At 64.7% G+C, this 16,762-nt stretch carries 8 protein-coding genes and 6 pseudogenes; 6 read left to right on the top strand and 8 right to left on the bottom strand.

The annotated features are described in order from the left end of the window. Positions 1–168: 168 nt before the first annotated feature. Complete coding sequence (locus G3436_RS04450; RefSeq protein WP_163941748.1) at positions 169–393, bottom strand: hypothetical protein; 225 nt, start codon at positions 391–393, stop codon at positions 169–171. 956 nt (positions 394–1,349) lie between these two features. On the opposite strand from G3436_RS04450, the pseudogene G3436_RS04455 reads away from it, so the two are divergent. Both G3436_RS04455 and G3436_RS04460 read left to right on the top strand, forming a co-directional pair. After that, positions 1,350–1,774: pseudogene (locus G3436_RS04455) on the top strand (tetratricopeptide repeat protein). Positions 1,775–1,950: 176 nt separating this feature from the next. Then, positions 1,951–3,335 (top strand): annotated as a pseudogene (locus tag G3436_RS04460) (DNA recombination protein RmuC). On the opposite strand, the gene G3436_RS04465 reads toward G3436_RS04460, so the two are convergent. From G3436_RS04465 to rfbB, 6 genes and pseudogenes are all read right to left on the bottom strand, one after another. Next, positions 3,307–3,762, bottom strand: a complete 456-nt coding sequence (locus G3436_RS04465) for a response regulator (protein WP_420801173.1) — start codon at positions 3,760–3,762, stop codon at positions 3,307–3,309. The pseudogene G3436_RS04460 and the gene G3436_RS04465 sit on opposite strands and share 29 nt — an antisense overlap. 30 nt (positions 3,763–3,792) lie before the next feature. Further along, positions 3,793–5,504 (bottom strand): annotated as a pseudogene (locus G3436_RS04470) (sensor histidine kinase); the annotation flags it as partial. Positions 5,505–5,546: 42 nt separating this feature from the next. Next, complete coding sequence (gene rfbD, locus G3436_RS04475) at positions 5,547–6,407, bottom strand: dTDP-4-dehydrorhamnose reductase (protein ID WP_163941750.1); 861 nt, start codon at positions 6,405–6,407, stop codon at positions 5,547–5,549. Then, the gene (rfbC, locus tag G3436_RS04480; RefSeq protein WP_163941753.1) at positions 6,404–6,949 is read right to left on the bottom strand and encodes a dTDP-4-dehydrorhamnose 3,5-epimerase; all 546 of its coding nucleotides are present in this window, start codon (positions 6,947–6,949) and stop codon (positions 6,404–6,406) included. The genes rfbD and rfbC overlap by 4 nt, the downstream gene beginning before the upstream one ends. After that, a pseudogene (rfbA, locus tag G3436_RS04485) lies at positions 6,940–7,820 on the bottom strand (glucose-1-phosphate thymidylyltransferase RfbA). The gene rfbC and the pseudogene rfbA overlap by 10 nt, the downstream one beginning before the upstream one ends. Next, positions 7,817–8,899, bottom strand: a complete 1,083-nt coding sequence (gene rfbB, locus G3436_RS04490) for a dTDP-glucose 4,6-dehydratase (protein ID WP_163941756.1) — start codon at positions 8,897–8,899, stop codon at positions 7,817–7,819. Before rfbB ends, rfbA begins: the two are co-directional and overlap by 4 nt. Before the next feature lie 183 nt (positions 8,900–9,082). On the opposite strand from rfbB, the pseudogene G3436_RS04495 reads away from it, so the two are divergent. The 4 genes and pseudogenes from G3436_RS04495 (at position 9,083) to G3436_RS27325 (ending at position 14,534) form a co-directional block, all read left to right on the top strand. Then, positions 9,083–11,969 (top strand): annotated as a pseudogene (locus tag G3436_RS04495) (aminotransferase). Between the two features lie 193 nt (positions 11,970–12,162). Then, complete coding sequence (gene aguB / locus G3436_RS04500) at positions 12,163–13,041, top strand: N-carbamoylputrescine amidase (protein WP_163941758.1); 879 nt, start codon at positions 12,163–12,165, stop codon at positions 13,039–13,041. Between the two features lie 2 nt (positions 13,042–13,043). Then, a pseudogene (aguA, locus tag G3436_RS04505) lies at positions 13,044–14,149 on the top strand (agmatine deiminase). Between the two features lie 184 nt (positions 14,150–14,333). Beyond that, positions 14,334–14,534, top strand: coding sequence for a hypothetical protein (locus G3436_RS27325; protein WP_163972965.1), 201 nt, complete (start codon positions 14,334–14,336; stop codon positions 14,532–14,534). Between the two features lie 95 nt (positions 14,535–14,629). Here G3436_RS27325 and G3436_RS04510 read toward each other — a convergent pair whose 3' ends face one another. Beyond that, complete coding sequence (locus G3436_RS04510; protein WP_163941760.1) at positions 14,630–16,711, bottom strand: TonB-dependent receptor; 2,082 nt, start codon at positions 16,709–16,711, stop codon at positions 14,630–14,632. Positions 16,712–16,762 lie beyond the last annotated feature (51 nt).

Raw genomic sequence — 16,762 nt, forward strand, 5'->3', positions numbered from 1 at the left:
CAAGAGCAAGAGCAAGAGCAACGGCCAGATCAACAGCAACGGCCAGATCAAGATCAACAGCTAGCGCAGGATCTACCGCGATGGCCGGGCCGTGCAGGCCCCGGGTGAAGCTATGGCCATAAAAAAGCCCCACCAGATGGCAGGGCTCTTTGCTGTCTCAGACGCCTATCAGGCAATCAGAGCCTGACGCGTACGATCAATCACCGCTTGCAGCGGCTCGGCACTCTCGTACTGCTCCGGGTACAAGCGCTCGCTGTGACGAGCGATGCCATGTTCGTTCACCAGGGTAAAGCTGAAGCTACCCTTGCGTGCCGCATGAATCATGCAGTTGAGCGGGGCAAATGCCTGGCTGAGGGTGCTAATGGCAGCCTGAGTATGGATGGATGTATTCATAGTTATTGGATGTTCCTGCAAAAGACACAGCATCAGAGCCGTGTTCATATAAAACGTTCCAGTAACGCAAAGCTTTAGGGCTAGAGCGAAGAACCTGACTGGAACAGGGCAGCCAGTGGTAAGCGCATTGATAGTGTGGCGCTAGGGCTGACTGGTAGGTACTAGGAGGACAGGCAACACGCCAGGGCTAAGGTTCTGCGCCGCTGTGTGAAGATCCTGTTCAATCTGCAGGGTGGCTCGCCAAGTAGGTAATGGTTACCTGTGGAGCCATCAAGTGGGCCGGTCCTGGTTTCAGCAGGTGCTGTTCCGTTGTCGGAGCAGGACGCTGCAAGGACTGCTTTGGCCAGAATTGAGTTTCAGCTTGGTACTAACACCGGCCACACTACAGGACTTTCGAGTGCTTGACAACTCTTTGTACTTTTCATGCGGCGAGCCGGCCAGTATGTCGCGTTCAAGGCACTCTGTGAAGGGGGGGAAGCCGTCGGCCAAAGGCGCCAGGCCCATTTGCGTGCATGTGCATGCCTTGCTTTGGAGCAGATGTCCACACCTGAAGCACAGGCTGTAAATCCACTGCTACACGCAGCCGACACCCTGCAGATGCCTAGGTTGGAAATACAAGTCAATGAAAAAAAACACTTTTTTCAGCTGGTGAAAAAATCGTCAGTTTGAGCGCGGGCCCCATTCTACCGGGGTTTGCGGGGTGTTGATGGGGGTTGTCCACCGACTTATCCACAGCTTCTGTGGATTGTCCCGAGCGCTTGCTCTAGCACGGGCGTGCCAGCTTTACTGGATGTGTCTGACAATCGCGGGCGGTCACCTTGGCGCGGATGAACGCGGTGTGATGGCGTCAAGAAAAAAACTTTGCGGGTCAGCAAAAAAACGCTCGAAATCGTCTGGGCCACGGCTGGAAAAATCCGGTAGAGTGGCGCGCCTCTCGAGTCGCCTTCGCCGTTTTTATGAAGTTTCGCAGCAAAACGTCCGCTTCTACCGACCACCTCCCCATTGTCGAACCCCGACGATTTTCGTTGAAGGTGGCCCTGTGGCTGCTCGACAGCCCGCGCCTGGGCGACAATCCCAACGTCAAGCATTTCGCCGGGCGCTGCTCAAGCTGCCGGCACGCCAGGGGGTGGTCGTGGCGCAAAGCCGTTTGGGGCAGATGCTGTGCCGCGATTGCGGCAATGCGCGTGATCGTCGCATCGGCCACGAACTGCTGCGTCAGGCCGCACGCGCCGGTGATCGCCGGGCACAGCTCGAATACGCTCGGTTATGCGCCCAGCCCCAGGTCAACGAGCCGCTGCAGGCGCGCCACTGGCTGGAGCAGGCGGCGGCACAGGGCTCGCAAGAGGCCCAGCGGTTGCTCAAGCAATTACCGGAACACTGACGGCCAGCCCAGGGCTGTTAAGCTCTGGGGGGATTTCCTTGGGGGTGAGCATGCTGTCTATCGCGGCAATGGATCTGGCCAGCATCGTGCTGGGCATCGTAATGGCGGCAGTGCCCGCTGTGGCGCTGGTGGTTCGCCTGCAACGTCAGCTGGCCAGCCAGCAGGCGGCGGCGCTGCTGTTTGAGGAACGCTTGAGCAGCGCCTTGCTGGCGCAGGAGGGGCTGACGGCGCAGCTGGATGCCAGCCGTGACGAAATCAGCGACCTGAGCCAGGCCAACTCGGCCAAGCAGGCGACGCTGGCCGCGCAAGGGCGGGAACTGGAGCTGCTGCAGGTCGAGCGCGACAACGCCCGTGATGCGATGCATGCCTGGAACCTGGAACGCAGCGCCCGCGAAGCCGAGCTGCGCCGCCTCGATTCCCAGTGCGCAGGCCTTGCTGCCGAACTGCGCGAGCAGCAGGACAGCCATCAGCAGCGCCTGAGCGACCTGCAGGGCTCGCGTGATGAGTTGCGCGCCCAATTCGCCGAAATGGCGACCAAGATCTTCGATGAGCGCGAGCAGCGCTTCGCCCAGACCAGCCAACAGCATCTGGGGCAACTGCTCGACCCGCTGAAGGAGCGCATCCAGTCGTTCGAAAAGCGTGTCGAGGAAAGCTATCAGCAGGAAGCCCGCGAGCGCTTCTCACTGGGCAAGGAGCTGGAGCGTCTGCAACAGCTGAACCTGCGCCTCAGCGACGAGGCCACCAACCTGACTCAGGCGCTCAAGGGCCAGAAGACCCAGGGCAACTGGGGCGAGCTGATCCTGGAGCGCGTGCTCGAACACGCGGGCCTGGAAAAAGGCCGCGAGTACCAGACCCAGGTCAGCCTCAAGAGCGCCGACGGCGAGCGCTTCCAGCCCGACGTGCTGATCATGCTGCCAGGCGACAAGCAGGTGGTGGTCGACTCCAAGGTCAGCCTCACGGCCTACCAGCAGTACGTCAACGCCACCGAAACGGAGGTTGCACAGGCGGCGCTCAAACAGCATGTGCTGTCGCTGCGCACGCATGTAAAAGGCCTTTCAGGTAAGGATTACAACCGCCTCGAAGGCTTGCACAGCCTCGATTTCGTGTTGTTGTTCGTGCCCATCGAAGCGGCGTTTTCGGCGGCGTTGCAGGCCGAACCCAACCTGTTCCAGGAAGCGTTCGACCGTCAGATCGTGATCGTCAGCCCCACCACCTTGCTGGCGACCTTGCGCGTGATCGACAGCCTGTGGAAGCAGGAGCGCCAGAGCCAGAACGCCCGCGAAATCGCCGAGCGTGCCGGCTGGCTGTACGACAAGTTCGTGCTGTTCATCCAGGACCTGGACGAGTTGGGCAATCGCCTGCAGCAGGTCGACAAGGCCTACGCGGCAGCGCGCAACAAGCTCTGCGAAGGCCGCGGCAACCTGATCAGCCGCAGCGAACAGCTCAAGCTGCTGGGCGCCCGCGCAGCAAGAGCCTGCCGGCCGACTTGCTGGAGCGTGCCATGAGCGACAGCGAGGCGCTGGCCGAAGGCCTTACTGCACCAGGCTCAGATGACGGTTGAGCAGGGCGCGCAAGGCTGCCGGCTTGACCGGCTTGCTCAGGTAGTCGAGGCCGGCGGCATGCACCCGGGCCACCGTCTCGCTGTGGCCGTCGGCGCTGATCACCACGCCCGGCACCGGCTCGCCCAGGCGGGTACGTAGCCAGGCCATCAGCTCGGTGCCCATTTCGCCGTTGTCCAGGTGGTAGTCCACCAGTGCCAGGTGCGGGCGCAAGCCCTGCTCCAGCAGCGCAGCGCATTCCTCGCGGTTGCGCGCCGTGGACACCTGGCAACCCCAACGGCTGAGCAGGCTGTTCATGCCGATCAGGATGCTGTCTTCGTTGTCCACGCACAGTACCTGCAGGCCCGCCAGCGGCTGGCCTGCCTGTTCCGCCGGCTTGGCCTGGGTCGCACTCGCGGCGCTGGCCAGCGGTACGCTGACGCGGAACACACTGCCCTTGCCGCTGCAGGAGCGTACCTCCAATGGATGCCCGAGTACCTTGCACAGGCCGTCGGCGATCGCCAGGCCCAGGCCCAGGCCCTGGGTGCGGGTCTTGGTGGTGAAGAACGGTTCGCGTGCGCGCAGCAGCGCCTGGCTGCTGAACCCCGGGCCGTTGTCACGAATGGTCAGGTAGACGCTGCCATCGCGGCGCTGGGCACTGAGCCAGAGCTTGCGCGGGTTGGCTTTTTCAGTCAGCGCGTCGAGGGCATTGGCCAGCAGGTTGCCCAGCACCTGGCGCAGGCGGGTCTCGCCGGCCTGCACCCACAGGGTCGCCTCGGGCAGGTCGCGCACCAGCTCCACGGCCATTGCGCGGCGCCGCTTGGCCAGCAGCGCCAGGGCGTCATCCAGCGCCGGTTGCAGCGCCACGCTTTCCGGCGCATGCCGGTCGCGGCGGGCAAAGGCACGCAGGTGGGCGATGATCGAGGCCATGCGCCCGGTCAGTTCGCTGATCAGCTTGAGGTTGCTGCGTGCGTCGTCGGTGCGCTGGTGGTCGAGCAGGATCTCGGCGTTTTCGGCGTAGCTGCGAATCGCCGCCAGCGGCTGATTGAGCTCGTGGCTGATGCTCGCCGACATGGTGCCGAGCACCGACAGCTTGCCGGCCTGCACCAGTTCGTCCTGGGCGCGTACCAGCTCCTGCTGGGCCTGTTCGCGTTCCAGCACCTCGGTCTTGAGGCGGCTGTTGAGGCCTTCCAGGGCGGCGGTGCGTTCCACCACGCGCTGTTCCAGCTCCTGGCGCGTGCGCGCCTCGAAATCGAGACGGTCCATGTAGTTGCGCCGGCGCTGCATCACCAGGCCGAGCAGCAGCATCACCACCAGCAGGGTGGCGCCGCCGATGAACAGCACCGTGCTCACCGAGCGGTCGACCAGTGCGCGGGGGGCCAGGATGCTCACCTGCCAGCCCGTTTCGGGGATCGCCTGGGTCTGGATCAGCCAGGCCTTGGGGTCGAGGTTGAGCGGTTTTGGCGTGGTGGTGGGGTACGGCTGGATGGCCACGATCGCATCGCGCTCGGTGTCGCTGAGCGGGCGGGTGGCGCGAAAGCGCCAGTCGGGGCGCGAGGTCAGGATCACCACGCCGTTGTGGTCGGTCACCAGCAGTTGCTCGGGGGTTTTGCCCCACAGCGTTTCGGTGTGGTCCAGGTCGATCTTGGCCACCAGCACGCCGATCACCTTGTCGCCGTCGCGCACGGCGGCGGCGAAGAAGTAGCCGCGCTTGGCCGAGGTGGTGCCCTGGCCGAAGAAGCGCCCCAGCTTGCCCTGCATGGCTTCGCTGAAGTACGGCCGGAAGGCGAAGTTGCGCCCGGCAAAATTGTCGTGCTTGTCCCAGTTGGACGCCGCCAGGGTGTTGCCGTTGACGTCCATCAGGTACATCACTTCGGCGCGGTCTGCGCGCAGATGTCGTGGAGCAGGCGGTTGGCGTTGGTCAGGGTTTCCAGGCGCAGCGGGTCGGCCAGCAGTGCGCGCAGCGCCGGCAGGTCGCCGAGGATCTGCGGCAGGGTCTCATAGCGGTGCAGGGTGCCCAGCAGGTTGGCCACGTACAGGTCGAGGGTCTGGCGGTTCTGGCCGGCCAGTTCTTCCTGGTAGTAGTGTTCGGCCAGGCGTTGCAGCGGCCACAGCAGCGGTGCCAGGCACAGCGCCAGGATGGCCAGGCTGCGCCAGCGCGGGCGGCGGGGGAAGGTCAGGGTCATGGTCATTGCAACTATAGAAGGCGCCAGAAGTATCTGGCGCATTATGCGCTACTTCAGGCACTCGATCAGTGCTTCGCGCCAGTCCGGCTGGCTGACCTGCCACTGTTGTTGCAGGCGACGGCAGTCCAGGCGCGAATTCAGCGGGCGGCGTGCCGGTGTGGGGTACTCGCCGGTGGTGATTGGCAGCAGGTGTGCGCAGGGCTTGCCCTGGGCCTTGAGGTGCGCGCCGATGGCCTGGGCGAAGCCGAACCATGAGGTGTAGCCCTGTGCACTCAGGTGGTAGGTGCCCCAGGCGCCGGCGTGGCCGGCCTGCCAGCGCTCGATCAGGGCCAGGGTGCTGCTGGCCAGGGTACCGGCCCAGGTGGGGGCACCGAGCTGGTCAGCGACCACGCGCAGTTCGGGTTTCTCCTGCAGCAGGCGCTGCATGGTCAACAGGAAGTTGCGGCCGTGCAGCGAGTACACCCAGCTGGTGCGCAAGATCAGGTGCGCGCCGCCCACGGCGCTGATGGCCTGTTCGCCTGCCAGCTTGCTTTGCCCGTACACGCCCAGCGGGTGGGTGGGGTCGTCTTCGGTGTAGGGCGTGGCCTTGCTGCCATCGAACACGTAGTCGGTGGAGTAGTGCAGCAACGGTACACCCAGCCGCGCGGCTTCCTCGGCGAGCACGCCGGGCGCCCGGGCATTGATCGCGAAGGCTGCCTGCGGGTCGCTTTCGGCCTGGTCGACCGCGGTGTAGGCGGCGGCGTTGATGATCAGATCCGGCTGCAGGCCGCGTACGGTCTGGCGAATGCGTTCAGGTTCGGCCAGGTCGAGATGGTCGCGGCCCAGTACGTGCAGTTGGCCCAGCTTGCCCAGGCGGTGCTTGAGCGCCTGGGCAAGCTGCCCGTGGTGCCCGCTGATCAGGATATTCATGGGAACAGCTCGGCATCGCGCAGCGGCAGCCCGGTCTGGTCCTTGGCCGACAGCTGCGGTGCAGCGTCCAGTTGCCAGTCGATGGCCAGGTCCGGATCGTCCCAGCGGATGCAGCGCTCGCCGGCGGGGTTGTAGTAGTCGGTGGTCTTGTAGAGGAACTCGGCGCTGTCGCTGAGCACCACGAAGCCGTGTGCAAAGCCTGCCGGGATCCACATCTGGCGGTGGTTGGCCGCCGACAGGCGTACCGCCACCCACTGGCCGAAGGTGGCCGAGCTGCGCCGGATATCCACCGCCACGTCCAGCACCTCGCCCTGGGTCACGCGTACCAGCTTGCCCTGCGGGTTCTGCACCTGGTAGTGCAGGCCGCGCAGCACGCCGCGCAGCGAGCGCGAATGGTTGTCCTGCACGAACGGCGCAGTGACGCCGGTGCGGGCGGCAAAGGCCTGGGCATTGAAACTTTCGTAGAAGAACCCGCGTTCATCGCCGTACACCTTCGGCTCGATGATCAGCACCTCGGGCAGCGCGCTGGCGATCACTTCCATTGCTGGTCTCCGGTGAGGCCGTACAGGTACTGGCCATAGCCGGTCTTGCCGAAGGCCTTGGCGCGTTCGAGCAGGGTTTGTTCGCTGATCCAGTTCTGCTGAAAGGCGATCTCTTCCAGGCAGGCGACTTTCAGGCCCTGGCGGTGTTCGATGGTCTGCACGTATTGCGAGGCTTCCAGCAGGCTGTCGTGGGTGCCGGTGTCGAGCCAGGCAAAACCGCGCCCGAAGCGCTCCACGCGCAGGTCGCCACGGCGCAGGTAGGCATTGTTGACATCGGTGATCTCCAGTTCGCCGCGGGGCGAGGGCTTGATGTCCCTGGCGATGCGCACCACGTCGTTGTCATAGAAGTACAGGCCGGTGACCGCGTAGCTGGACTTGGGCTGGGCCGGCTTTTCCTCGATCGACAGCGCGTTGCCGCCGCATCGAACTCGATCACGCCAAAGCGCTCCGGGTCCTTGACCCAGTAGCCGAACACCGTGGCACCGCTGGGGTGCGCGGCGGCGCGCAGCAGTTGCTCGGTGAAACGTTGGCCGTGGAATACGTTGTCGCCCAGGATCAGGCACACCGAGTCGTCGCCAATGAATGACTCGCCAATCAGGAAGGCCTGGGCCAGGCCGTCGGGCGAGGGCTGCTCGGCGTACTCGAAACGCACCCCGAACTGGCTGCCGTCACCCAGCAACTGGCGGTAGTGCGGCAGGTCCTGGGGGGTGGAAATGATCAGGATGTCGCGGATGCCGGCCAGCATCAGCACCGAGATCGGGTAGTAGATCATCGGTTTGTCGTACACCGGCAGCAACTGCTTGGAAATGCCCAGGGTGATGGGGTGCAGGCGCGTGCCGGAGCCGCCTGCCAGAACGATGCCTTTGGTCATGCAATCAGGTCCTTGAAATCGCTGTTGCCCAGCCGTTGCCCGTGGTAGCTGCCGTCCTGCACATGCTGGCACCACTCAAGGTTGTCGAGGTACCACTGCACGGTCTTGCGCAGGCCGGTATCGAAGGTTTCTGCAGGCGCCCAGCCCAGTTCGCGCTCGATCTTGCCCGCGTCGATGGCATAGCGCAGGTCGTGGCCGGGGCGGTCCTGGACGAAGGTGATCAGGTCGGCATAGCGGGCCACGCCGGCCGGGTGCTGCGGGGCCAGCTCTTCGAGCAGTGCGCAGATGCTGCGTACCACGTCGAGGTTGGTCTGTTCATTATGCCCGCCGATATTGTAGGTCTCGCCCACCGTGCCTTCGCTGACCACCTTGAGCAGGGCGCGGGCATGGTCTTCGACGTACAGCCAGTCGCGCACCTGCAGGCCGTTGCCGTACACCGGCAGCGGCTTGCCCGCCAGGGCGTTGAGGATCACCAGCGGGATGAGCTTTTCCGGGAAGTGGAACGGCCCGTAGTTGTTCGAGCAGTTGCTCAGCAGCACCGGCAGCCCGTAGGTGCGCTGCCAGGCGCGGACCAGGTGGTCGGACGCGGCCTTGCTCGCCGAGTAGGGCGAACTGGGCGCGTACGGGGTGGTTTCGGTGAACAGGTCGTCGACACCGTGCAGGTCGCCGTACACCTCGTCGGTGGACACATGGTGAAAGCGAAACGCCGCGCGCTCGGCAGCCGGCAGGGAGCTCCACCAGGCGCGGGCGGCCTCCAGCAGGCTGTAGGTGCCGACGATGTTGGTCTGGATGAACGCCGCCGGGCCATCGATGGAGCGGTCCACGTGCGACTCGGCCGCCAGGTGCATGATTGCCTGGGGCTGGAAGCGTGCGAGTACCGCGCTGACGGCGGCCTGATCGACGATATCGGCCTGGACGAACTCGTAGCGGGTGTCGTTGGCGATGCTCGCCAGCGACTCCAGGTTGCCGGCATAGGTCAGCTTGTCCAGGTTGAGCACGTCGTGGTCGGTCTGGGTGATCAGGTGTCGGATCAGTGCCGAACCGATGAAGCCGGCACCGCCGGTGATGAGTATGCGCATGTCGAGTGGCCTTAGCTGCTGCGGGACGGGCAAGGTCGGTTGCGGGATAGCTTGTAGGCAGCCCCCGAACGGTGCAAGCCCATTTGACGGTCATCCGGCCAGTGGCGGCTGCCATTTTGTCGGTTGTACTTGCTTATCGGCAGGGCCAGTGGCGATATAAGCAAAAAAATCGAGAGCCCTGTCATGCCCTTCGCGACCCTTGTCCACCGCGCCAGCCTGCCTTGCCCCGCCATCACCCGCGAGCATGCCTTGGCCTTGCTGCAGGAACACTACGGCATGCACGGCGAGCTGACCTCCCTGGGCAGCCAGCAGGACCTGAATTTTCGTTTCGGCTTCGAGGGGCGCAGCTACGTGCTGAAGATCTGCCATGGCGATTACGCCGTGGCGGAGTTGCAGGCCCAGCATGCGGCCGTTGCCTGCCTGCACCAGCAGGGGGTTGGCGCCCCGCAGGTGCACGTCGGGCTCGATGGCACTGCGTTGCGGTCGCTGGCCGTCGACGGCCAGCCGATCCATGCGCGGGTGCTGCGTTACATCGATGGGCAGACCCTCACCCGCGTGAAACACTTCGCCCCCGGGTTGATCGCCGCGTTCGGCCGCTTGTGCGCCGAGGTCGACAAGGCCCTGGCTGCATTCCGCCACCCGGGACTGGAGCGCACCCTGCAGTGGGACCCGCGCCATGCCCAGGTGATGATCGCCCACCTGCTGCCGGTGCTCGCCGAGGGGCCGCGCAAGGCGCGGGTACAGGCCGCGGCGGCCCAGGCCGGTGAACGCCTGGCACCCTGTTTGGCGCAACTGCCGATGCAGGCGGTGCACCTGGACATCACCGACGACAATGTGGTGTGGCAGCGCGATGCCCAGCGCCAGTGGCAGTTGCAGGGCGTGATCGATTTCGGCGACCTGGTGCACACCTGGCGCATCGCCGACCTGGCGGTGACCTGTTCGGCGCTGCTGCACCACGTTGAGGGCGACCCGTTCAGAATCCTGCCGGCGATCGCGGCCTACCATGCGCTCAACCCCCTGTACGAAGCCGAACTGCGCGCGTTGTGGCCGATGATCGTGGCGCGCGCCGCGGTGCTGGTACTCAGTGGCGAGCAGCAAGTGAGCGTCGACCCCGGCAATGCCTACAGCCGCGACAACCTGGCCCACGAATGGCAGATCTTCGACGTGGCCGACAGCGTGCCGTTCGAACTGATGGAGGCGGCCATCCTGCAACTGGCCGCAATCGAACCGGCGCCACTGGCAGCGGCCGCTGCGCTGCTGCCAGCGCTGCATGGCCAGGCGGTGACAGCGTTGGACCTGGGTGTACTGAGCGCGCATTTCAGTGCCGGCAATTGGCAGCAGCCGGGCGTGGACCTGCGTCTGTTGCAGGCGCAGCCGGCGCCGGCGTGCACGTTGTACGGACAGTACCGGCTGTCGCAGACGCTTATCGACACCCCGCGCGAGCCGCACACCTGTGCCCTGCATGTGGCGCTGCACCTGGCCCCCGGCACGACGCTGGTGGCACCGTTTGCCGGTACCTGGCGACACGCCGGCGAGGGCTGGGCCTGCCTGGAGGGGGGGCTCGGTCAGCCTGTGGCTGCACGGCGTGCTCGATGGCCCTGCAGCGGGTGCCGAGATTGCCCAGGGGCAGTCGCTGGGGGGCAGCGCGCCGGTACTGAGCCTTCAACTGTGCCGGGTGGCCGGCTTGCAGCCGCCACGGTTCGCCGCGCCATCGCGGGCGCAGGCCTGGCTGGCGCTGTGCCCGTCGCCGCAGGCGCTGTTGGGCTTCGAATGCGAGGCTGCGCCGCTGCCGGACCCACAGGCGTTGCTGGCGCGCCGCGAGGCCAGCTTTGCCCGTTCGCAGAAGCACTACTACCAGCAGCCGCCGCATATCGAGCGCGGCTGGCGCAATTACCTGATCGACATGCAGGGCCGTTCGTACCTGGACATGCTCAACAACGTCGCGGTGCTGGGCCATGGTCATCCGCGCATGGTGGCCGAGTCGGCGCGCCAGTGGTCGTTGCTCAACACCAACTCGCGCTTTCACTACGCGGCCATTGCCGAGTTTTCCGAACGCCTGCTGGCGTTGGCGCCGGCGGGCATGGACCGGGTGTTCCTGGTCAACAGCGGTACCGAGGCCAACGACCTGGCGATCCGCCTGGCGTGGGCGGCCAGTGGCGGTCGTGACATGCTCAGCGTGCTGGAGGCCTACCATGCTGGTCGTGGCCACCGATGCGATCTCCACCTCCATTGCCGACAACCCGCAGGCCTTGAGCACCCGGCCCGAGTGGGTGCACCCGGTGATGGCGCCGAACACCTACCGTGGCAAGTACCGTGGCGATCACAGCACCGCCGATTACGTGCGTGATGTCGAGGCGCGCCTGGCCGGGCTGGGCGAGCGCCAGCTGGCCGGGTTCATCTGCGAACCGGTGTATGGCAATGCGGGAGGCATCCCGTTACCGCGGGGGTACCTGCAGCAGGTGTATGCCAAGGTGCGCGCGCGGGGTGGGGTGTGCATTGCGACGAGGTACAGGTGGGCTACGGGCGCCTGGGTGATTATTTCTGGGGGTTCGAACAGCAGGGCGTGGTGCCGGACATCATCACCATGGCCAAGGGCATGGGCAATGGCCAGCCGTTGGGGGCGGTGATCACCCGGCGCGAGATTGCCGAGGCGCTGGAGGCCGAGGGGTACTTCTTCTCGTCGGCGGGGGGTAGCCCGGTGAGTTGTCGGATTGGCCTGGCGGTGCTGGAGGTGATGGAAGAGGAGGGCTTGTGGGCCAATGCGCGCGAGGTAGGTGGGTACTTCCGGTCGCGGTTGCAGGCGTTGGTCGATGAATATCCGCTTGCGGGGGCGGTGCATGGATCGGGGTTCTACCTGGGCTTGGAGCTGGTGCGTGATGCGTGCAGTCTGGAGCCGGCGACTGAAGAGACGGCGTTGTTGTGTGATCGGTTGCGTGAGCTGGGCATCTTCATGCAGCCCACGGGGGATTACCTGAACATCCTCAAGATCAAGCCGCCGATGTGCACTACGCGGGCGAGTGTTGATTACTTTGTGGACAGTGTGGCGCGGGTGTTGGCGGAGGGATTGTGAGCGCCCTTGCGCAGTGATCTGAAGCCTTGTTGGTTCGGCAATAGATTCCTGTGAACAATAACCATATGCCGATTCTTATCGATATAAATTCGATAATAATGCGCATGAAATTTCATTTCAGGCTTCAAAAGCCGATTTTTATCGGCTATAAAGTCCTCCTCAACTGCCCACAGCACCTTCCCGAGGAGTTCCCATGAGCCGTATCGTCACCGTCGCCGCCACCCAGATGGCCTGTTCCTGGGACCGCGAGGCCAACCTGGCCCGCGCCGAAAAACTCGTGCGCGAAGCCGCTGCCAAGGGCGCACAGATCATCCTGATCCAGGAGCTGTTCGAAACCCCGTACTTCTGCCAGAAACCCAACGCCGACTACCTGCAGCTGGCCACCACCACCGAAACCAATGCCGCCATCGCGCACTTCCAGCAGGTCGCCAAGGAGCTGCAGGTGGTGCTGCCGATCAGCTACTACGAACTGGCCGGCCGCGCACGCTTCAACAGCATCGCGATCATCGACGCCGACGGCAGCAACCTGGGCGTGTACCGCAAGAGCCATATCCCCGACGGCCCCGGCTACCACGAGAAGTATTACTTCAACCCGGGCGACACCGGCTTCAAGGTCTGGCAAACCCGCTACGCCAAGATCGGCGTGGGCATCTGCTGGGACCAGTGGTTCCCGGAGTGCGCACGCAGCATGGCGTTGCAGGGCGCCGAGATCCTGTTCTACCCGACCGCCATCGGCAGCGAACCGCACGACGCCAGCATCACCTCCCGCGAACACTGGCAGCGCGTGCAACAAGGCCACGCCGGCGCCAACCTGATGCCGCTGGTGGCCAGCAATCGCATCGGCCGCGAAGCCCAGGACGGCTACGCCATCACCTTCTACGGCGCCTCGTTCATCGCCAACCAGTTTGGCGAGAAGGTCGAGGAACTCGACCAGGCCGAAGAAGGCGTGCTGGTGCACAGTTTCGACCTCGACCGCCTCGAGCATGTGCGCAGCGCCTGGGGCACCTTCCGTGATCGCCGCCCGAACCTGTATGGTGCGATCAAAACCCTCGACGGTTCACTGGAATCCTGATCATGAAAACCCTGAACACTACGCCGCGCGCCGACGGCTTCCACATGCCCGCCGAGTGGGCCGCGCAAACCCAGGTCTGGATGCTGTGGCCAGAGCGCCCGGACAACTGGCGCCTGGGCGGCAAGCCGGCACAGGCCGCCCACGTGGCAGTGGCCAAGGCCATCGCACGTTTCGAACCGGTGACCGTGGGCGTGTCCGCCGGCCAGTACGAACACGCCTGCGCACGCCTGGACGTGCCCAATATCCGCGTGGTGGAAATCAGCAACGATGACGCCTGGGTGCGTGACACCGGCCCGACCTTCGTGATCAATGACAGCGGCGAGGTGCGCGGCGTGCACTGGGGCTTCAACAGCTGGGGCGGCTTCGAGGGCGGCCTGTACGCGCCGTGGAACCGCGACGAGCAGGTGGCGGCCAAGGTGCTGGAAATGGAGCGTTGCCAGCGCTACCGCACCGAAGGCTTCGTGCTCGAAGGTGGTTCGATTCACGTCGATGGCGAAGGCACTCTGATCACCACCGAGGAATGCCTGCTCAACCACAACCGCAACCCGCACCTGAACCGCGAACAGATCGAAGCGATCCTGCGCGAGCAACTGGCGGTGGACACCATCGTGTGGCTGCCCGAAGGCCTGTACAACGACGAAACCGACGGGCATGTGGACAACTTCTGCTGTTACGTGCGCCCGGGTGAAGTGTTACTGGCCTGGACCGATGATTCCCAAGACCCCAACTACACACGCTGCCGCGCCGCACTGGCGGTGCTGGAGCAGCAGCGCGATGCCAGGGGGCGCACCTTTGTGGTGCACAAGATGCCGATCCCGGGCCCGCTGTATGCCACCGAAGAGGAGTGTGCCGGTGTCGATCCGGTGGCCGGCAGCCAGGAGCGCAACCCGTCGGTGCGCCTGGCCGGCTCGTATGTGAACTTCCTGATCGTCAACGCGCGATCATCGCGCCAAGCTTCGACGACCCCGCAGATGCCGAGGCCAGAGCGATTCTGGCGCGTCTGTTCCCCAACCACGAAGTGGTCATGGTGCCTGGGCGTGAACTGCTGCTGGGCGGTGGCAACATCCATTGCCTGACCCAGCAACAACCGGCACCGACCGGCCGCTGAGCGCCACTGCACTGAAAGGAGCCCGTCACTGACGGGTTTTTTTTGGCGCGTTCGACGATCGGCGGCCCAGCTGGCACATGTCTTGTATTTGTTTTGCCTTGTATTTCAAGCAAGTAGGACGGCGCAGTTCTGTCACAAAGTTTGATTAAGGTAGCCGCTCACACTTCTGGGAGTACGTGTGGAAATGAATGCAACAGGTGAACCGGCTTCGCACCCCTCGGTAGTGAACCCTGAGGCGCTTCAGGCAGTAGCGCGGTGGTTGCAACACCACGGAACTATCCGGGTCAGGAAGACCGATCCACGACGCCTGCTGGTGGAACGTTATCCACAGGGGTTGATCAGCGAGGCAGAGCTCGAAGCGCTGCTGGGCGTGTGGCACCGCTGAAACTGAACAAGGGCGTCACCGACAGCGGTGACGCCCTTTTTTATCGAGCCTGCCATGGCCCCTTCGCTGGCTTGCCAGCGAAGCGCTTCGAAGCGTTAGAAGCTGTAGGTGCCGGTCACCACCAGGCTGCGCGGGTCGCCCAGCTGGATCTGCCCGGCACTGGTGGCCGAACTGTAGTACGTCTTGTCGGCAATGTTGGTGAGTGCCGCACGCACGTCCCAGTCCGGGGTGCGCAACCCTGCCAGCGCATCCCAACTGCCATACCCCGGCAACACGATGGTGTTCCTGGTATCGGCAAACCGCTGCCCCACCAGGGTCACGCCGGTCTCGGCGTACCAACCCATTTGCGGTTTCCAGGTGAGGAACAGGCTGCCATTGCGCTTGGCCACATCGTTGATGCGGTTGCCTGCGTTGCCTTCGGTGTCCTCGACGATGGTTGCGTCCTGCAGGCCAATGCCACCACGTACGTACCAGTTGCCACCGAGCTTGCCGGTGGCAGTCAGTTCGATGCCGCGCGAGCGCTGCAGGCCGGTCAGGATGTAGCGATCGGCATTGTCCGGGTCACGGCTGCGACGGTCGTAGAGTTCCAACTCGTAAACCGCCAGGGTGGTGCTCAGGCGCTCGTCCAGCCAGTCGCTCTTGACCCCGATCTCCTTCTGGCGGGTGTGCTCCGGGCCGGTCTCGTTGGCGTTGCCCGCGGCCCCCGGGGTGATACCGATCAGGCCACCGCCCACCGGCGAGAAGGTCTTGCTCCACGAGGCATAGAACGAGTGGTCCTTGAGCGGCGTCCACACCACGCCCAGGCGCGGGCTGGTGCTGTTGCTCTGCTGGTTTTCGCTCAGGCCGCTGACCTTGCTGGTGGTGTCCACCGCGAAGTGGTCGTAACGCAGGCCGGCCAGCAGTTGCCACTGGTCGCTCAGGCGGATCTGGTCCTGCACGTACAGGCCGCGGCTTTGCACATCGGTGTGGTTGTTGCTGGAAATCGCCATTTCGCCGGTGTGCTGCTGGCCGCGATCAGGGTTGTACAAGTCGACCCCCGGCACGTTCTTGCCATTGCGCAGGAGCGAGTGGCGGCGCTGCTCGCCGAATTCCAGGCCGGTGAGCAGGGTGTGCTCGATACCGAAGGTCGACACATTGCCCTCCACCTCGACGGTGTTGAACAGGTTGCGCGTCTTCAGGTCCTGCTGCCAGCGCTGGCGCCCGACCAGGCCGGTGTCAGCGCTGTAGCCGGTGAGGTAGGTGTTGTCGAAATCGCTGTCGAGCTGGAACAGCCCCAGCGTATGGCGCAGCTGCCAGTGTTCGTTGAGCTGGTAGTTGAGGCGCGAGCGCAGCGACTGCGCGGTATCGTCGATGAAGTCGCGCTGCGGGTCACCGTAGGTGGTGCTGCGGCTGACGTCCACCGGCCGACCGCTGCGCGGGTCGCCAGGGATACCGCGGTCCGGGGTGCGATTGAAGCGGCTGTATTCGTACTGCACCAGCCAGTTCAGGTCCGGGTTGAGCTGCCAGCTCATGGACGGTGCGAACAACTGGCGGCTGCCATCGATGCCATGGCGAAAACTGTTGTTGTCGCGGTTGCCCATGTTCAGGCGCAGGCTGACGGTGTCGGAGGGGTCGGCACTGAGATCGGCATACAGGCTGCGCAGGTCCTGGCTGCCGCCCTGGGCCTCGATGCTCGAACGCCGGCCGGCTTGCGGCGTCTTGCTCACGCGGTTGATGATGCCGCCCTGGCTGCCACGCCCGTACAGCACGGCGGCCGGGCCCTTCAGTACCTCGATCCGTTCGATGTTGTTGAGGTCGCGAATATACTGGCTGTCGTCGCGGATACCGTCCAGGTAGAAGTCGTTGCTGGCCTCGAAACCACGGATGCGCACGCTGTCGAAACGCGTGTCGGCGCTGCTGCTGACGTTGGGGATGCCGCTCAGGGCCTTGCTCAGGTCGTGCGTTGCGTAATCCTGCAGGTTGCTGGTCTTTATCGAGTCGATCGCTTGCGGCACGTAGCGTACCGGCGTCGAGGTGCGGGTGGCGGTGGTCACTTCCTCGACCCGCGGGTCATCGCGGTCGCGGTCGGCGGTCACCGACAGTTCGGGCAAGGTGGTGCTGGCGGCGCAGGCCAGGCTGCTGCTGAGCAGGGCGCAAAGGCCCAGTGACAAAGGGGCAAGACGGCAGGGAAAGGGCATGGGGCGCATGAGCATTTTTCTTGGCAGGTGGAAAAAGGCGCGAATGTTAAT

The organism is Pseudomonas brassicae (genome assembly GCF_010671725.1).
Lineage (GTDB): Bacteria > Pseudomonadota > Gammaproteobacteria > Pseudomonadales > Pseudomonadaceae > Aquipseudomonas > Aquipseudomonas brassicae.